Genomic DNA, 16,761 nt, shown 5'->3' with positions numbered 1-16,761 from the left:
CACAGTCTTCAGGCCGCGCGTCCCAGACGACGATCGAGTTCGGCTGCATCGATTTCCCGTGCCACAAAGGCGTCGAACGCCCGCTGCATCGCGGCCGAGACCGATCGACCCGCGATGGTTTCGATCAGCAGTGCCTCGCGTACGAGCGCCCCACGGTCGGGCTCCCCGATCGCCTGCAGAAACGTCACCTCCGCGTCGTCGAGCACCGCAGCCGTCAGAATTCCCGAGCGATAGGCGCCCGTATCGATCGAGACCCGGTGCGGCCGCATCGCGGGTTTGTCCCCCATGATGGTATGACCATGCACGACCCGACGCGGCAGAAGATCTTCATGGTGAAGAAACTCGTCGCGGATCCACAGCAAGTCGTATTCGGTCTGCTCCGCGATAGGAACGCCGGGACGGATGCCGGCATGCACGAACAGGTAGCGCCCGTCATCGTGGGTCAGCGGCAGGCCCGCCAGAAAATCTCCATGCCGCCCAAGCTGCGAATTGCCCTTCCACGTCCGATCCTGATGCAGTCCATAGCTCTTGATCGTGTGCCAGAAGAGGTGCCAGGCCCATTCCGGAACGTCACGGCCGTGCGTGGAGGCGCGGACGAATAGATCGTCATGGTTGCCCCGCAGCGGCAAGAACGTATCGCCGGCTCGGCGGGGTCCGGCGATCAGCCGCTCGACCACCCCGAACGAATCGGCGCCCCGGTCCATGAAGTCGCCGGTGAACACGACCTTGGCATGCGCCTGCTTGGAAGACGCGTCCGATTCGATCAGGACAAGAAGTTGATCAAGAAGATCCGCTCGGCCATGGATATCGCCGATCGCATAGGTGATGGTGCGCATGGTCTTCCGTCTAAAAGACTGCTGGCCGTGTTGCAATGCGGCTCCGCCGGATGTGAGCAGCCCTGCACTTTTCGCATCACCTTAGAGGTCTTATGTGACATGGATGGTCGGGTATCGCCGGTTCTGTCGGTTCCCGCGCGATCCAGGGACCAACGCCGATGAACGAAATCGTGTCAGGCCATTGGCCCGGATCCAGAACAGCCATTCTGGATTGGCTGATGAAGGACACGGCCTCGCAGCCCTTCATCGACAATTTGCTGGTGGAGTTCTGTACGCGTTTGCGCCAGGAAGGCGTCCCGGTCGCCCGGTCGCTGATGGTTGTGAGGACCAACCATCCCGAGTGGATGGGAGCCCGCATGTTGTGGCGCGTTGGTTTGACTGAGGCCGAGATCCGGACCGTCGATTATGACGTCCTGGTCCGTGAATCCTATCTGCAGAGCCCCCTCAAGGCGGTGCTGGACGGCGAGCCGATGATCCGGCGTCAGCTTCACGCGCTCGACCCGCGAACCGACGATTTTCCGCTGCTGGCCGATCTCCGTGAGATCGGACTGACCGACTATGTGATTTGGCCCCTCGTGTTCACTCGTGGCGAACGTCACGCTCTGAGTTTCGCGGCCGACGGACCTGAAGGCTTCTTGCCCGCCGACATCGCGCATCTGGCCGACCTGATCCCCGCGATCACGCTGTTGACCGAGATCCGGTTGCGCAGTCGTCTCGCTCGCACCTTCCTCGAAACCTATGTCGGCCCGCATGCCAGCGAACAGATCCTGGCTGGCGCCACAAGGCGGGGAAGTGGCACGACCGTGGAGGCCGTCATCGTAATCTGCGACCTCCGTGGCTTCACGGCGCTGTCGGAACTCTGGCCGCGCGATGACGTCATCGCCATGCTCAACGAGTATTTCGATGCGATGTCGGACCCAATCGCGCAGCACGGCGGCGAGATTCTGAAGTTCATGGGTGACGGCCTCCTGGCGATCTTCCCGCTGAAGTCCCCAGATGCACCCGCCGAGGCGCTGCGGGCCGTGACCGAGGCCCGGGTCGCGATGGCGGCCCTCAATGTCGATCGGGGCCAGCGTGGTCTGGATCCGCTGGCTTATGGCACCGGGGTTCACGTCGGGGATGTGATGTACGGCAATATCGGGTCGCGTCGTCGACTCGACTTCACGGTGATCGGACCAGCCGTGAATGTCGCGTCTCGATTGGAAACGCTGACCAAGACAGTCGGGCATGGGGTGCTGCTGTCCGGCGCCTTCGTGGCTTTGGCCGGAGCCCATCCGGATTTCGAACCCTTGGGTGCGCTCTCGCTGCCTGGAGTGGCTCATCCGACGGATGTCTACGCGCTGAAGGAACGTTCCTCGGTCTGAGGCGCTCGACTCAGCGTGCGGTAGCAGTCATCGAGAGACTTCGGTACGCCGCCTGTCTCGTGCCGTTTTCAGACAACGATGTGCCGTCGGCACCCTGCTCGATCCCGCTCTCGATCATATGCGTTACGGGCAAGATTTCGTCCGGCGCCTTATCGCATAGCATGGTTAACATAGTGTTGACGAACTGCGGAGGCAGGCTAATCGCCTGTCGTTGTGGCGTGGATGCTGCGTTGCAAAAATACGTCGCAGCGCGGATTCGAGAAGTTTCGCAAAACTGCCACATCGCCGCCACGGCGACCGAGTGTCATGCTGGTTTCCGGCCCGATTTGTGCAAGACTCGGGTCAGCCCATGGGGAACGTGGGGCGCGCCCGTGGGCATCAGGGTTTCCGGCAGTCCGAGCATTCTCGGAGGGAAGGACCGTATGTCGATGGATGACGTCTTCACGAGCTTTTCGCGTTCCTACGAGTCTCGCAAAGCAGCCGAGATGTCGCTGGCCGACTATCTTCAAGCCTGCAAATCCGACCCGATGATGTACGCGAGCGCGCCAGAGCGGATCCTGGCCGCGATCGGCGAGCCGACGATGATTGATACCGCCAAGGACGCGCGCCTTGGCCGGGTCTTCATGAACCGCACGATCCGGGTCTATCCCGCCTTCGCTGAATTCTACGGCATGGAAGAAACGATCGAACGCATCGTGTCCTTCTTCCGGCATGCCGCGCAGGGGCTGGAGGAGCGCAAGCAGATCCTCTATCTGCTCGGCCCCGTCGGGGGTGGCAAGTCGTCGCTTGCGGAGCGACTGAAGGCCTTGATCGAGGCGCATCCCATCTATGTGCTGAAGGCCGGCAACGAGGTGAGCCCCGTTTTCGAAAGCCCGCTCGGCCTCTTCGACCCGGAGCGCATGGCACCGGTGCTGGAAGAGCGCTACGGCATTCCGCGCCGCCGCCTCACGGGTCTGATGAGCCCATGGTGCCTGAAGCGGCTCGACGAGTTCGGCGGCGACATTTCCAAGTTCACCGTCGTCAAGATGCCACCGTCGCGGCTGCGGCAGATCGGTATCGCCAAGACCGAGCCGGGCGACGAGAACAACCAGGATATTTCGTCCCTGGTCGGCAAGGTCGACATCCGGCGGCTCGAAACATTGTCCCAGAGCGATCCGGATGCCTACAGCTATTCGGGTGGCCTCAATCGCGCCAACCAGGGCATGCTCGAATTCGTCGAGATGTTCAAGGCGCCGATCAAGATGCTGCATCCGCTGCTGACCGCGACCCAGGAGGGCAATTACGTCGGCACGGAGAACATCGGCGCGATCCCGTTCACCGGGATCATCATGGCGCACTCGAACGAGGCCGAATGGCAGAGCTTCCGCACCAACAAGAACAACGAAGCCTTCATCGATCGTATTTACGTGATCAAGGTGCCGTATTGCCTGCGGGTGACGGAAGAAAAGCTGATCTACGAGAAGCTGATCCGCGACTCCGAACTGGCCGGCGCCCCTTGCGCGCCCGGCACGCTCGAAATGCTGGCCCGTTTCTCGGTGCTGTCCCGGCTGCGGGTTCACGAGAACTCGAACCTGTTCTCGAAGATGCGCGTCTATGACGGCGAGAGCTTGCGCGAGGTCGATCCGCGCGCCCGCTCGATGCAGGAATACAAGGACTCGGCCGGTGTCGACGAGGGCATGGACGGGATCTCGACCCGGTTCGCGTTCAAGGTTCTTGCCGCGACGTTCAACCACGACACGGCCGAGGTCGTGGCGGACCCCGTGCATCTCATGTACGTCCTCGAACAGTCGATCCGCCGCGAACAGCTGCCGCAGGACACTGAAAAGCGCTACCGCGAGTTCATCAAAGCCGACCTCGCGCCGCGCTACGCGGAATTCATCGGTCACGAGATCCAGAAGGCCTATCTGGAATCCTACCACGACTACGGACAGAACCTGTTCGATCGCTATGTCGACTACGCGGATGCTTGGATCGAGGACCAGGACTTCAAGGATCCCGACACGGGGCAGTTGCTCAACCGGGAGTTGTTGAACCAGGAACTCACCAAGGTCGAGAAGCCAGCCGGGATCGCCAACCCGAAGGACTTCCGCAATGAGGTGGTCAAATTCTCGCTCCGGGCCCGGGCCCATAATGGGGGCCGCAACCCGTCCTGGACCAGCTATGAGAAAATCCGGGAAGTCATCGAGCGACGCATGTTCAGCCAGGTCGAGGAATTGCTGCCGGTCATCAGCTTCTCGTCGAAGCGCGACAGCGACACCGAAAAGAAACATGGCGAATTCGTCGAACGCATGGTTGCAAGGGGTTATACTGAGCGACAGGTCCGCAGGCTCGTCGAATGGTATATGAGAGCAAAGCAGGCAGGATGAGCCGCGCCGGTTCCGGAAGCGAGATGCGATGAACATCATCGACCGACGCCTGAATTCGGGCGGCAAGAGCCTCGCGAACCGGCAACGGTTCCTCAGGCGGGCAAAGGCGCTGGCCCAAAAGGCCGTGCGCAACCATTCCAAGGATCGCTCGATCAAGGATTTCGACCAGGGTGGCGAGATCAAGATCCCGGTCGACAGCCTGCGGGAACCTCGCCTGCACCGCGCCCCGACCGGGGGACATCGAGAAGGTCTGCTGCCCGGCAACAAGAAGTTCGTGCAGGGCGACACGATCCCAAAGGACAAGCAGGGCGGCGGGGGCAGCGGCGCCGAGGGCGCCGAAGATGGGGACGGGGAGGACGATTTCCGCTTCGTCCTGTCGCAGGACGAATACCTCGACCTCTTTTTCGACGACCTGGAGCTTCCCGACCTCGCCAAGAAGACCTTGGCCAGTACGGAAAGCACGAGCCTGCATCGCGCCGGATATTCGGTGTCAGGCTCGCCCGCCAACCTGTCGCTGACACGCACGATGCGGAACAGCCTGTCTCGGCGCGTCGCGTTGAACCGCCCGAAGAGCGAGGATCTGCAGGCGCTCGAAGCCGAAATCGAAGCGCTTGCCACCGAGGGCGACGATCCGGCGCGGCTTGAAGAGCTCCGAGCGACGCTCAGCCATCTTCTGGCCCGCATCAAGCGTGTGCCGTTCATCGACCCGATCGACATCCGGTTTCGCCGCTTTCAGGCGGTCCCACGGCCGGTGGCCCAGGCGGTCATGTTCTGCCTCATGGACACGTCCGCCTCCATGACCGAGCACATGAAGGATCTGGCGAAGCGCTTCTATGCGCTGCTCTATATCTTCCTGAAGCGCCGCTACCGCCATGTCGAGATCGTCTTCATCCGACACACGCACGAGGCCGAAGAGGTCGACGAGGACACATTCTTCCATTCCGCCGAGACGGGCGGCACGGTCGTGTCGAGCGCACTCGAAGAGATGGTCCGCATCGCGAAGCTGCGTTTCCCCATGGAAGACTGGAACATCTACGCGGCCCAGGCCTCGGACGGCGATAATTCCGCGAGTGACACGACGCGCTCTGCCGCGCTGCTGCAGCAAGGCGTGCTGCCGCTCTGCCAGTATTTCGCCTATCTCGAAGTGGGGCGGGAATCCGAGGCGACCCAAATGGGGTTCATTCCGCGAGCCACCGAGCTTTGGCGCACCTATGAGGCCATTGCCGAGGGTGGGCAACGCTTCGCCATGTGCAAGGTGAACCACCGCAACGAAATCTATCCCGTGTTCCGGCGACTCTTCGAGCGCAAGGGCCATAGCGCACAGGGTGAACCTGCATGAGCACGACGATCACCCGCCCGTCGCTGCTCTACGAGGGCAACGACTGGGACTTCGCGATGATTCAGCGCATCCATGATGCGATCGCGGTGATCGCACATGGTGAATTCAAACTCGATACCTATGCCAACCAGATCGAAATCATCACGACCGAGCAGATGCTCGACGCCTATTCGTCCGTCGGGATGCCGCTCTTCTACAAGCATTGGAGTTTCGGCAAGCAATTCGCCCATCATGAAATGGGCTATCGCAAGGGCCTGCGCGGTCTCGCCTATGAGATCGTGATCAATTCGGATCCCTGCATCAGCTATATCATGGAAGAGAATACGGTGACGATGCAGACGCTCGTCATCGCCCATGCGGCCTTCGGGCACAACCACTTCTTCAAGAACAATTATCTCTTCAAGCAATGGACCGACGCCAACGGCATCCTGCACTATCTCGACTTCGCCAAGACCTATATCGCCGAATGTGAACAACGCTATGGCCATCTGGCGGTCGAACGCACCCTTGATGCGGCCCACAGCCTGATGACGCATGGCGTTCATCGCTATCCCCGCAAGCGCAAGCCCGACCTCGCGTCGGAGGACCGGCGCGAACGCGACCGGCGGCTCCATCAGGAGAAGATCTACAACGACCTTTGGCGCACCGTGCCGGTTACCGGCAAGGCCAAGGTCAGCGGCGGCGACGAGGAGCGGCGCCGCGCCCTGCTCGAGTTGCCGCAGGAGAATATCCTCTATTTCCTGGAAAAGACGGCGCCTCGCCTCGCGTCTTGGCAACGCGAAATCCTGCGCATCGTCCGCCACATCGCCCAGTATTTCTATCCGCAGGGCCAGACCAAGCTGATGAACGAGGGCTGCGCCACCTATTGTCACTACCGCATCATGGGGCGGTTGTTCGACACAGGGCAGATCAACGAAGGGTCCTATCTCGAATTCCTCCAGTCGCACACCAATGTGGTGATGCAGCCCGAATATGATGACCGGCGCTACAGTGGCATCAACCCCTATGCGCTTGGCTTCGCCATGATGCAGGATATCGAGCGGATCGCCACCAAGCCGACCGATGAGGACCGCGAGTGGTTTCCTGAGATCGCTGGCGTCGGTGATCCGTTCGGCGTCTTGTCGCATGTCTGGGCCAATTACCGCGACGAGAGCTTCGTGTCGCAATTCCTGAGTCCGCATCTGATCCGACAATGGAAGCTGTTCCAGGTGGTCGACGACGGCGAGAAAGCCAAGGCGCTACGGGTTGAGGCCATTCATGATGAGCGGGGCTACCGCAACTTGCGGCGCGCCCTCAGCCGCCAATACGACGTGTCGTGGACCGATCCCGATATCCAGGTCGTCGATGTCGATCTTGGCGGCGATCGGCGTCTGATGCTGCAGCACAATGTGCTGAACGGCATCCTGCTGCAGGAGCGCGAGACCCGCGACGTGTTGCAGCACCTCGCCGATCTCTGGAGCTACGATGTGTCGCTGCGGGAGATCGATCCGGCCACCGGGGCGGTTCTGAAGGAGCACACGGCGACCGCCCGCCCGCATTTTCTGACCGCCTGACTTCGACGGGTGCCTGGTGTGAGCCGACCTTCGGATCGGTGGGAACCAGGCAGTGTGAGGTGACGCTGCCGGGGGCGAAACACGTTGGTCACCCAACCGTCACACGGCGTGGATATTCCGTCGGCCAGATTTGCACCGACGGAGCGCAGCTATGCCGGACACCCAGGTCAAGGTGACACGACGAGATATGCTGCTTGCCGCTGCGGCGAGTGGCATCGCCGCGGCGCTGCCGGAAGGTGCTGCTCAGGCCGCTGCCGACGCGCCCACGGTCGCGGCGGGCCTGGTCTTCGAGACCGAGGCCGGCGTACGCAAAGGAGTTCCAGGCGTTCTCGTGTCGAACGGTCGCGATGTGACCGTGACGGATGGTGACGGACGCTACACCCTGCCGGTAAGCGACGAGACGGTCGTGTTCGTGATCAAGCCGGCCGGGTTCATGACGCCCGTCGATCCCGTGACCCAACTGCCGCGCTTCTACTACATTCATCAACCGCAAGGCTCGCCCGCGTCGCTGAACCTGACCTTTGAAGGCATCGCCCCGACGGGGCCCTTGCCGTCCTCGATCGATTTCGAACTGCATCGACAGGACGAGCCGAAGGCCTTCGAGGTGGTGCTGTTCACCGATCCGCAGCCCGAGTCCGACGCCGAAGTCGATTTCATCCGCGAAGACGTCGTCGAAGCCCTCAGCGGCACCAGCGCCAAATTCGGGCTCACGTCCGGCGACATCATGTTCGACGACCTGTCCCTCTACGATCGCCTGACGCGCATCATCGGGACGATCGGCATTCCGTGGTACAACGTCGGCGGCAACCACGATTTCAACTTCGAAGCGCCCGGCCGCCGCTATTCGCGTGAAACCTTCAAGCGCGTGTTCGGGCCGCCCAATCATGCCTTCGCGTATGCGGATGCCGTGTTCCTGATGCTCGACGATGTCGAATATCTCGGCCCCGACCCGGATCGTCCCAAGGGCAAGGCGCCCTATTTCGGCAAGCTTGAGCCCGACACGCTCACGTTCGTGCGCAACGTCCTGGCCCACGTCTCGGACGACAAGCTGATCGTGATCGTTCTGCATATCCCATTGAAGAACGACCTCGACGCGACGCCCGAAAACAACCTCACGAACCGGGCCGACCTGTTCCAGCTTTTCGAGGGCCGCCGTTTCACGCTCAGCCTGTCGGGGCACACGCATACGACGGAGCATCATTATTTCGCGCAGGCCGATGGTTGGCCGTCGCCTGTGCCGCACCATCACCACGTGATGACCGCCGTCTCGGGCTCGTGGTGGAGTGGACCCTACGACCATCGTGGCGTCGCGGTCGCGGACAGCCGTGACGGGACGCCGAACGGGTTCCATATCCTGTCGGTCGACGGCAACAGCTATAAGACGCGCTTCGTGCCGGCCAAGGAGCCGAATGCCCGTCAGGTGCGCCTGTCGTTTGAGAGCCACTTCCACGGCGGCGTGAAGGAAGTCATGCGCGACTTCCGTCTCGGCCAGTTGATCCAGTCGCCGGTCCAGCGAGCGGCGGTAGGCTCGACCACGCTGGTGGCCAATGTGTTCGATGGCGGCCCCAAGACGCAAGTGACGCTGCGGATCGGTTCGGGCGAGCCGATCCCCATGACCCGCAACCGCCGACCTGACCCCTTTGTCGAGGACGTCTTCGATCGCAACGAGGCCGTCAAGAAGCCCTGGATCAAGGCCGAGCCCTCGACCCATGTCTGGACCGCCCGGCTTCCTGCCACGCTGCCGGCCGGAACACATCGGCTCACCGTGACGGCGCTCACCGAATACGGCGACACTGTCAGGGGAACGACGGCGCTCGAAATCGTGGGCTGATACGGACCCGTTCTACCAGAGTTCTCCGGACCCGCGAGAGCTGGGGCCACGCCCCGCATAGGCGCGGGGGCCCAGCTTTCGTCCGACCGGATTTCCTACGCGCAGCACCTTCGAAATCCCGCAGGAGTAGGCATGCTCGCGTTTCTCGCGCCTGGGTCCCCGGCGACCCTCTCGTTTCTTGTCGTCTGCCTGGTTCTGGCTCTCGCGTTCGAATTCTCGAACGGCTTTCACGACACGGCCAATGCCGTCGCCACCGTCATCTACACTCATTCCTTGAAGCCGATTCCCGCTGTGATCTGGTCCGGCTTGATGAACTTTCTCGGTGTCATCCTGGGTGGCATCGCGGTCGCTTACGCGCTGGTCGAACTGATTCCCGCCGATGTCTTGTCTCCCCCGAACGGGGGTATCGCGGTCGGCATGCTGGCGGCGCTGTTCCTGACAGCCCTCTTCTGGAACATCGGCACGTGGTGGCTCGGCCTTCCCAATTCGAGTTCCCATGCTCTGATCGGCGCCCTCGTCGGCATCTCGGTCGAGAACGCACTGACCCATGGCCGCGGCCTTCATGAGGGAGTGGACTGGCATCAGATCTGGAGTGTTCTGGCGTCGCTGCTCGTCTCGCCCATCCTGGGCTTTGCCGGCGCGCTGCTGCTGTTCCAACTCATCAAACACCTTCTTCACGACAAGGCCCTGTTCGAACCCCCCAAGGAAGATAAGCCGCCCGTCTGGTGGATGCGCGGCATCTTGATCCTCACCTGCACAGGCGTCTCATTCGCCCACGGCACCAACGATGGCCAGAAAAGCATCGGCCTGATTATGCTGACGATCATCGGCCTGCTGCCGGCCACTTACGCGCTCAACACCACGATGACGACGGAGCAAGTGGCTCATGACGGCCAGGCTATGGCGACAGCGGCTGGCCTGATCGGTCGCTACGGCGATGACCAGAAGGAACTTGGCGTCACGGCCGCCCAGCACATCGGCCAAGTCTTCGGACAGACCAAGCAGGCGTCCGACATTCCTGATCGCGAGCGCCCGGCCATTCGCAACGACCTGAACCGCGTGATGTCGGAACTGAAGACCGTGGAAGAAGCCAAAGGGATATCGGAAGACGACAAGAAGCAGGCCAAATCGATCCATGAGGATCTCATGCATTCGGTGCAATATGCTCCCTGGTGGGTTCGCGTGCTGAGCGCACTTTGCCTGGGCGCCGGGACGATGATCGGCTACAAGCGGATCGTGACCACCCTGGGCGAGCGGCTCGGCAACCAGCATCTGGCGCCGGCGCAGGGCGCGGCCGCCGAACTCGTGGCCGCGACCCTCATCGGGGGCGCGGGTCTCTCCGGATTTCCGGTCAGCACCACACATGTCGTCACGGGCGGGATCACCGGCACGATGGTCGGGTCGGGAGCCGGCATCCAGCGCACCACGCTCTGGCAGATCGGGGCCGCCTGGGTTCTCACCCTGCCGGCGACGGTCGCGCTCTCGGCGGGACTGTTCTACATCCTGTCCTGAATTTCGGTCTTCATGGCCCCGAAGACCGGACCGCCGATCTCGGCCGGACTGGGCTCATGCTCCGTGCGAACTCGGCCGACGGCGTTGAGGGTCGACCCCCTGGAGACCAACACTTCCATCTGGGATTGCAAATCCCGGCCCAGCGCCTTGCGATCGTAGCCGGGCCGAACCGTCATCGGAGCCCCGAACACCACGGCACACGCGAAACCTCGCCCGCTCGCGACCGCCCAGAGATGCGGAAGAAGGCTCGCGTCACCAATCCAGGACGCGACAGGGTCGGAATAGGCCAGCGCCACTGCCTGGACCTCAGACGCGTCCAGGCTTGGCTCCAAGCGAGAGCGGTCCCGAAGGCAGGCGAGGTGCGAGGTCAGGAATCGACCGCGCTGCGTGCCATCATGCGTGGTCCCCTCGGGAAACAGGACAACGCTTCGGCCGGTGCGCAGGCGGTCGGCCATCGCGGCATTGGCGGCCGGGATCGAGCGGCGTCGTGTCCGGTCGACAAAGACGGCTCCTTTCAGACGCGCGAATGTGCCGATGATCGGCCAGAGCCCAACTTCTCGTTTGGCCAGGAAGCAGAGCGGCTCAAGGCTGCCGAGGACCAGGATGTCGATCCACGACACGTGATTGGCCACGACAAGGCGTGCCGTCTGCTCCGGCCCAGGTCGACCTAGAACCTGCACTCTGATGCGCAATACCGCGAGGAGAAACCGGCAGGTTCGGCGCGCCAAGCCCTCAATCACGGGCGATCCCGCCCGGCAGAACCAGCCCAGCGGTCCGGTCACGAGCGCGAGGGCGACCAACCACACTGCAATCAGTCCCAACCGGACACCAGCCATCCGACCACCCGTTCGACGCCGGCCGTGATGTAGCAATGTCGTTCTTCAGCTATGTGACGAAAGCGTCGCCTGAACGTCATGTCGGTTTCGTGCAATCCGCCTATTGCGTTGCCGCTCCACGCAGAGTCCGACATGCATCAAAGTGGCATTGATCTTCCGCGGCTTCACGTCCCAGGCCGGGGGCTGTGGATCAAAGGCCCCAAGGTCGTTCGTGACCTCGAAGGCTTGCCTCCACTGCTTGCCCGGTCAGGACCGCTCGAACTCCGCCTCGCAACAACCAAGAAGCAGATCCGCAAGGTGCAGCGCTTGCGCTACGACGTTTTCTACCAGCGTGGCGATGCGATCCCCAACGCCTACCAGGCCTCGCTCCGGCGCGACACATGTCCGTTCGACCGCGTCTGCGATCACCTCTTCGTGGTGGATACGTCGCGACCGGGGCCGCTTCACAAGGAGCAGGTCGTCGGCACCACCCGTCTGTTGCGAAGCGACATGGCGGCCGACCATGATGGCTTCTACAGTGAATCGGAGTTCTTGCTCGAACCGCTGTTCGAGCGGCATGCCGATAAGCGCTTTCTGGAGATCGGCCGCTCCTGCGTTCATCCGGATTTCCGGTCGCGGCGGGTCATCGACCTGCTGTGGCAAGGCATCGGCCGCTACGCGGCTCACCATGGCTCCGATGTGTTGATCGGCTGTTCAAGCCTCAAAGGCACCCGCAGCGAGATGCTTGCGATGCCGTTGAGCTACATCTTCCACCACGCCGCATGCCCGGCCGATTGGCAGGTTGCGGCCACACCGGCCCGCGCGGCGCGGATGGATTGGCTGGACAAGGGCAGTTTCGACCCACGCCAAGCGCTCGCGAGCCTGCCACCGCTGATCAAAGCCTATGTGCGCATGGGAAGCACGTTCGCGACCGAGGCCGCAGTCGATCACCAATTCGGAACCACCGACCTGTTCACGGTGATGCCGCTCGCCGCCGTGAACCTGCGCTATCTCGCACAGTTCGGCCCTGCGCTGGCTCAGGTGGCCTGATCGTCACCATCTTGCTTATGCCAACATGTATGAGGCTCGACCGGTGGCGTGTCCCTTCGCCCCGCGCGCGGCTATCGGATTCACACATAGTCTGAAGGCCTGGTGCGGTTTCTCCCCTCTCCCTTGTGGTCCCTTGTGGAGAGGGGAATTCTAGGAAGTTTCGCTGAGATGTGTGAATGCCGTAGCCGCAAGCAGGGCGAAGGGGCAAAACCCGGTATCCAGCCAAGGGTGCCCAGTCGAACCTAATGCAGCTTGATACCAGAACGAACACGCGTGATCGATCGAGGGCTCACCCAGTCAGGGTCCCTTGCATCCCGTTATCTTTCGCTCGCGCAGGGAGTGTAGGTTCGTGGTCAAGAGCTCGCATCCGCTACCAGGATGCGACACGTCGGCGCCTTTATGAAGATGCGGGTTGGGCTTAAGGGACACAGGTAACACCGAGTACCCGAGGTTTTGTGCCCTTTTCGCTTCGACGGACGCTCGTCGCCATTAGCGATTTTCGTGAAGGCTGGCCTCCGGCGCGTGACCTGGAGCCGAGCGTCGACGCTGCCGCTGATTTCTGGCGGCAAGCGCCGCAGCCCTTGCCCGACACGATCGCACACCCAGAGGTGCGTGGCGGCTACCTCGAACGACTGCCGCTCGCATGCATCCGGGCGGGCCTCGTCGACAGGGCGGAAGTGTGGCACCATCTGGTTTCGGCCGACCCTGAGACGGCCCGTCGCGACGATTGTGGTCTCGTGCGACGCGCTTTCCGCATAAGCCGCACCGATCCGCCATTCTCTTCCAACAGCATGCGTGGCTTCGTCAAAGCGTTCGGGGCACCGCGCATCCTCTGCGTGTGGGGATTGGGTGTGGATGAGGCGCTGCTCGATGCCTGTGCCGACAGTTTCAAGATCTACAACTCGATCGACGCACCGGCATTGCGGGTACCGGACGCCGTGTCGGGCCGGTTCGATCTCGTGCTGACGGCGTCCGAATGGCAGTCCGACGAGGTGCGCGCCCGGCACCCTGCCGTCCCGTGCGCCGTTCTGCCGATCGGTCCCGAATTCGCAGATCCGGATACGTTTCGGCCGCTTGGGATCGAAAAGCCTTACGATGCTGTCTATGTCGCCGCCGCCCAGCCCTACAAGCGGCACGATCTGTTCTTCGACGCCCTGGCGCAAGCGCCGCGCAGGATGCGGGCGCTTTGTGTCTTCGGTTACGGTGAGATGGCCGATGAACTCCGTCGGCAGGCCGAGGAGCGAAACCTCGACGTCGACTTCGTCGGGCCGCCCGGCGTCGGTTTCACCGAGGTCAATCGGCTGATGAACCTCGCGAAAGTCGGGGTAGTGTGCGGCGTCGACGATGGTGCTCCGGCGATCCTGACGGAATACATGCTGGCCGGCCTTCCTGTCCTCGCGAATGCCGGGTTGCGCTGCGGGCTCCAGTACATTCTCCCTGCCGCGGGCCGAACTGCCGACGAATCCTCTTTTGCTCAAGCCCTCGCCCGGATCGTCGAGGACGCAGCCACTTTCTCGCCCCGCGAAACGGTGCTGTCCCGCTGGACATGGCCGCATAGTGTCGCACGCTTGATGTCTGTCATGGCAGACACTCCAAAAGGTCGCACGCTCGGCTTCGACATAGATCACTGATCGATGCAGCCATTCCGCCAATAAGCGCGTTAGAGTGATCTGCCACATATATGGCAAATAGTGGCATCAGGAGATCAGTTTGAAGGCTACGCCAAATCCCGCCGCCAGCTTTGCCTTCGAGCTTCCCTCAACTTCCACCATCATCTGCTTCTCCCACCTGAGGTGGGACTTTGTGTGCCAACGCCCACAGCACCTGATGACGCGCTTCGCCCGTAAGCGCCGCGTTTTTGTGTTCGAGGAGGCGATCCCCTGCGACCACGGCCGTCCCTACCTTGAGCACCACCCGTTTCCCGAACAGGATGTGATTTCGCTGCGTCCACGCCTGCCGCATTGGTGGGATGACGCCCGCAAGGAGACGGCGCTTAGAGAGCTTCTGGACATGCTGATCGCCACAACTTGCGGCGGCATCCCTCCGGTGCTGTGGTTCTACACCCCGATGATGTTCGGTTTTGCGCGCCATGTCGCGGCACAGTCGGTCGTGTACGACTGCATGGACGAACTCTCCGCCTTTCGGCATGCCCCGTCCTCCCTCAAGAACCTCGAAGTCGAGCTGATGCAGCGGGCCGATCTCGTCTTCACAGGCGGACATAGCCTATTCGACGCCAAGCGCGGCGCACACGACAACATTCATGTCTTCCCGTCGAGCGTCGATGTCGCCCATTTCGCCCAGGCGGAACTGGTGACAGCCGAGCCGGACGATCAGGCGGCGATACCCCGTCCGCGCTTGGGTTTTTATGGTGTGGTCGACGAGCGAATGGACCTCGCTCTCTTGGATGCCGTCGCGGCGGCGCGGCCGGACTGGCACCTTGTGATCGTCGGCCCGGTCGTGAAAATCGATCCGGCGCAACTGCCGCGACGGGACAATATCCACTACCTTGGCAACAAGGGATACGACGCGCTGCCCGCCTATCTTGCAGGGTGGGACGTGTGTCTGATGCCCTTCGCGATCAACGAGGCCACCCGCTTCATCAGTCCGACCAAGACGCCCGAATACCTCGCTGCAGGACGGCCCGTGGTCTCGACACCCATTGTCGATGTGGAGCGGCATTATGGGCGTCTGGCCGGTGTTGCCATCGCGGGCACGCCGGCCGCCTTCACGGCCGCATGCGCCGAGATGCTTGACCTCTCACGTGAACCGAACAAATGGCGGCCCGAAGCCGACGCGGTCCTGGCGGCTGGATCGTGGGACGATACCTTTGCCCGGATGCGCGATCTCCTCGAAGAGGCGGCCAACCGACCGGCAACGCCAAGCATGGGCCAAGTCTTGAAGACGCCTTTCATACGCCCTGGCGGACGTCGCAAACCATTCGACGTGGTTGTGGCGGGCGCCGGATTCGCGGGTGCCGTGCTGGCCGAGCGTTTGGCGGCAGGCTCAGGCTGTCGCGTATTGGTGGTGGACCGCCGCCCTCATGTCGGTGGCAACGCCTATGACGCGGTCGATGCCGCCGGCATCCTGGTGCACCGCTACGGTCCCCATATTTTCCACACGAACAGCCGAGACGTCGTCGACTATCTGTCGCGATTCACGCGGTGGCGGCCCTATGAGCATCGAGTGCTCGCGCGCGTCGGCGCCATGACGGTTCCGATGCCCATCAACCGCACAACGCTGAATGCCATCTTCGGCCTGAATCTCACCTCGGAGTCTGAGGCGGCCGCTTTTCTCGCCGCCCGCGCCGAGCCGGTGGCGGTCATTCGAACTGCTGAGGACGCGGTCATCTCCCAGGTGGGGCGCGAACTCTATGCGATGTTCTTTCGTGGCTATACGCGCAAACAATGGGGCCTCGATCCGTCGGAGCTCGATAAGGCTGTGACGCAGCGGGTTCCCACGCGCACCAGCACCGACGATCGCTATTTCACGGACAGTTTCCAGGCGATGCCGGCTGATGGATACACGCGGATGTTCGAGGCTATGCTCGATCATCCCCGGATTACCGTCGAAACCGGCGTGGAGTTTGGAGATGTGATGCGGGAGCGCATCGCGCGCCACACCGTGTTCACGGGGCCGATCGACGAATATTTCGAGCATCGTTATGGCCCGCTGCCTTACCGTAGCTTGGAATTTCGGCACGAGACGCATCCGGTCCGGCGCTTTCAGCCGGCGGCGGTGATCAACTATCCTGACGAGAGCGTGCCCCACACGCGGATCACAGAATACAAGCACCTCACCGGGCAGGTCGGCCCCAAGACCAGCATCACCTACGAGATCCCGAGCGACGTGGGTGATCCCTATTATCCAATTCCCCGCCCAGAGAACCAGGCGCTCTACAAACGCTACGAGGCTCTCGCCCTGGCACGGCCGGATGTGAGCTTCGTCGGTCGCTTGGCGACCTATCGCTATTACAACATGGACCAGGTGGTTGGACAGGCACTTGCCACCTGGCGCAAGCTGGTCGAGCGCGGCGTGGTCGAGGCGGCAGACGTGCCCGCCAGCGGCGAACCGAACGCGGCAGCGATGGCTTGACGC

Annotated in this window: 11 protein-coding genes; 9 read left to right on the top strand and 2 right to left on the bottom strand. The window is 62.5% G+C overall.

Annotation, left to right across the window (positions count from 1 at the left end; all coding sequences use genetic code 11):
• Window positions 1-8 precede the first annotated feature (8 nt).
• On the bottom strand, window positions 9-836 hold the full coding sequence (locus M8523_RS05610) for a metallophosphoesterase family protein (RefSeq protein ID WP_282583863.1): 828 nt from the start codon (window positions 834-836) through the stop codon (window positions 9-11).
• A 158-nt stretch (window positions 837-994) separates the two neighbouring features.
• Here M8523_RS05610 and M8523_RS05605 point away from each other — a divergent pair, with 158 nt between their 5' ends.
• The 6 genes from M8523_RS05605 (at window position 995) to M8523_RS05580 (ending at window position 10,801) form a co-directional block, all read left to right on the top strand.
• Entirely contained in the window at window positions 995-2,200 is a 1,206-nt protein-coding gene (locus M8523_RS05605; protein ID WP_282583862.1) for an adenylate/guanylate cyclase domain-containing protein, read from the top strand.
• 422 nt (window positions 2,201-2,622) lie between these two features.
• Window positions 2,623-4,566 (top strand): PrkA family serine protein kinase, encoded by a 1,944-nt coding sequence (locus M8523_RS05600; RefSeq protein WP_282583861.1) that lies wholly within the window; start codon window positions 2,623-2,625, stop codon window positions 4,564-4,566.
• 28 nt (window positions 4,567-4,594) lie between these two features.
• Window positions 4,595-5,905: a YeaH/YhbH family protein gene (locus M8523_RS05595; protein ID WP_282583860.1), complete on the top strand. Its 1,311-nt coding sequence runs from the start codon at window positions 4,595-4,597 to the stop codon at window positions 5,903-5,905.
• The gene (locus M8523_RS05590) at window positions 5,902-7,458 is read left to right on the top strand and encodes a SpoVR family protein (protein WP_282583859.1); all 1,557 of its coding nucleotides are present in this window, start codon (window positions 5,902-5,904) and stop codon (window positions 7,456-7,458) included. Before M8523_RS05595 ends, M8523_RS05590 begins: the two co-directional genes overlap by 4 nt.
• Window positions 7,459-7,609: 151 nt before the next feature.
• Window positions 7,610-9,289 (top strand): calcineurin-like phosphoesterase C-terminal domain-containing protein, encoded by a 1,680-nt coding sequence (locus M8523_RS05585; protein WP_282583858.1) that lies wholly within the window; start codon window positions 7,610-7,612, stop codon window positions 9,287-9,289.
• A 132-nt stretch (window positions 9,290-9,421) separates the two neighbouring features.
• On the top strand, window positions 9,422-10,801 hold the full coding sequence (locus M8523_RS05580) for an inorganic phosphate transporter (protein ID WP_282583857.1): 1,380 nt from the start codon (window positions 9,422-9,424) through the stop codon (window positions 10,799-10,801).
• Here M8523_RS05580 and M8523_RS05575 read toward each other — a convergent pair.
• The gene (locus tag M8523_RS05575) at window positions 10,786-11,637 is read right to left on the bottom strand and encodes a lysophospholipid acyltransferase family protein (protein ID WP_282583856.1); all 852 of its coding nucleotides are present in this window, start codon (window positions 11,635-11,637) and stop codon (window positions 10,786-10,788) included. The genes M8523_RS05580 and M8523_RS05575 overlap by 16 nt on opposite strands.
• A 132-nt stretch (window positions 11,638-11,769) precedes the next feature.
• Between M8523_RS05575 and M8523_RS05570 the strand changes: the two genes are divergently transcribed.
• The 3 genes from M8523_RS05570 (at window position 11,770) to glf (ending at window position 16,758) form a co-directional block, all read left to right on the top strand.
• On the top strand, window positions 11,770-12,666 hold the full coding sequence (locus tag M8523_RS05570) for a GNAT family N-acetyltransferase (protein WP_282583855.1): 897 nt from the start codon (window positions 11,770-11,772) through the stop codon (window positions 12,664-12,666).
• A 455-nt stretch (window positions 12,667-13,121) separates the two neighbouring features.
• Complete coding sequence (locus M8523_RS05565) at window positions 13,122-14,297, top strand: glycosyltransferase family 4 protein (RefSeq protein WP_282583854.1); 1,176 nt, start codon at window positions 13,122-13,124, stop codon at window positions 14,295-14,297.
• 196 nt (window positions 14,298-14,493) lie between these two features.
• Window positions 14,494-16,758 (top strand): UDP-galactopyranose mutase, encoded by a 2,265-nt coding sequence (glf, locus tag M8523_RS05560; RefSeq protein ID WP_282583853.1) that lies wholly within the window; start codon window positions 14,494-14,496, stop codon window positions 16,756-16,758.
• Window positions 16,759-16,761: the final 3 nt, after the last annotated feature.

The sequence above is a fragment of the Lichenifustis flavocetrariae genome (assembly GCF_026130545.1).
GTDB lineage: Bacteria > Pseudomonadota > Alphaproteobacteria > Rhizobiales > Beijerinckiaceae > Lichenihabitans > Lichenihabitans flavocetrariae.
Note: the sequence above shows the minus strand (reverse complement) of the source record. Positions and strands in the feature narration are given on the sequence as shown.

What these genes read in the sequence shown, in the direction of transcription:
- M8523_RS05610 (WP_282583863.1), bottom strand. Translation starts at nt 836, where the DNA reads ATGCGCACCATCACCTATGCGATCGGCGATATCCATGGCCGAGCGGAT.
- M8523_RS05605 (WP_282583862.1), top strand. Translation starts at nt 995, where the DNA reads ATGAACGAAATCGTGTCAGGCCATTGGCCCGGATCCAGAACAGCCATT.
- M8523_RS05600 (WP_282583861.1), top strand. Translation starts at nt 2,623, where the DNA reads ATGTCGATGGATGACGTCTTCACGAGCTTTTCGCGTTCCTACGAGTCT.
- M8523_RS05595 (WP_282583860.1), top strand. Translation starts at nt 4,595, where the DNA reads ATGAACATCATCGACCGACGCCTGAATTCGGGCGGCAAGAGCCTCGCG.
- M8523_RS05590 (WP_282583859.1), top strand. Translation starts at nt 5,902, where the DNA reads ATGAGCACGACGATCACCCGCCCGTCGCTGCTCTACGAGGGCAACGAC.
- M8523_RS05585 (WP_282583858.1), top strand. Translation starts at nt 7,610, where the DNA reads ATGCCGGACACCCAGGTCAAGGTGACACGACGAGATATGCTGCTTGCC.
- M8523_RS05580 (WP_282583857.1), top strand. Translation starts at nt 9,422, where the DNA reads ATGCTCGCGTTTCTCGCGCCTGGGTCCCCGGCGACCCTCTCGTTTCTT.
- M8523_RS05575 (WP_282583856.1), bottom strand. Translation starts at nt 11,637, where the DNA reads ATGGCTGGTGTCCGGTTGGGACTGATTGCAGTGTGGTTGGTCGCCCTC.
- M8523_RS05570 (WP_282583855.1), top strand. Translation starts at nt 11,770, where the DNA reads ATGCATCAAAGTGGCATTGATCTTCCGCGGCTTCACGTCCCAGGCCGG.
- glf (WP_282583853.1), top strand. Translation starts at nt 14,494, where the DNA reads ATGACGCGCTTCGCCCGTAAGCGCCGCGTTTTTGTGTTCGAGGAGGCG.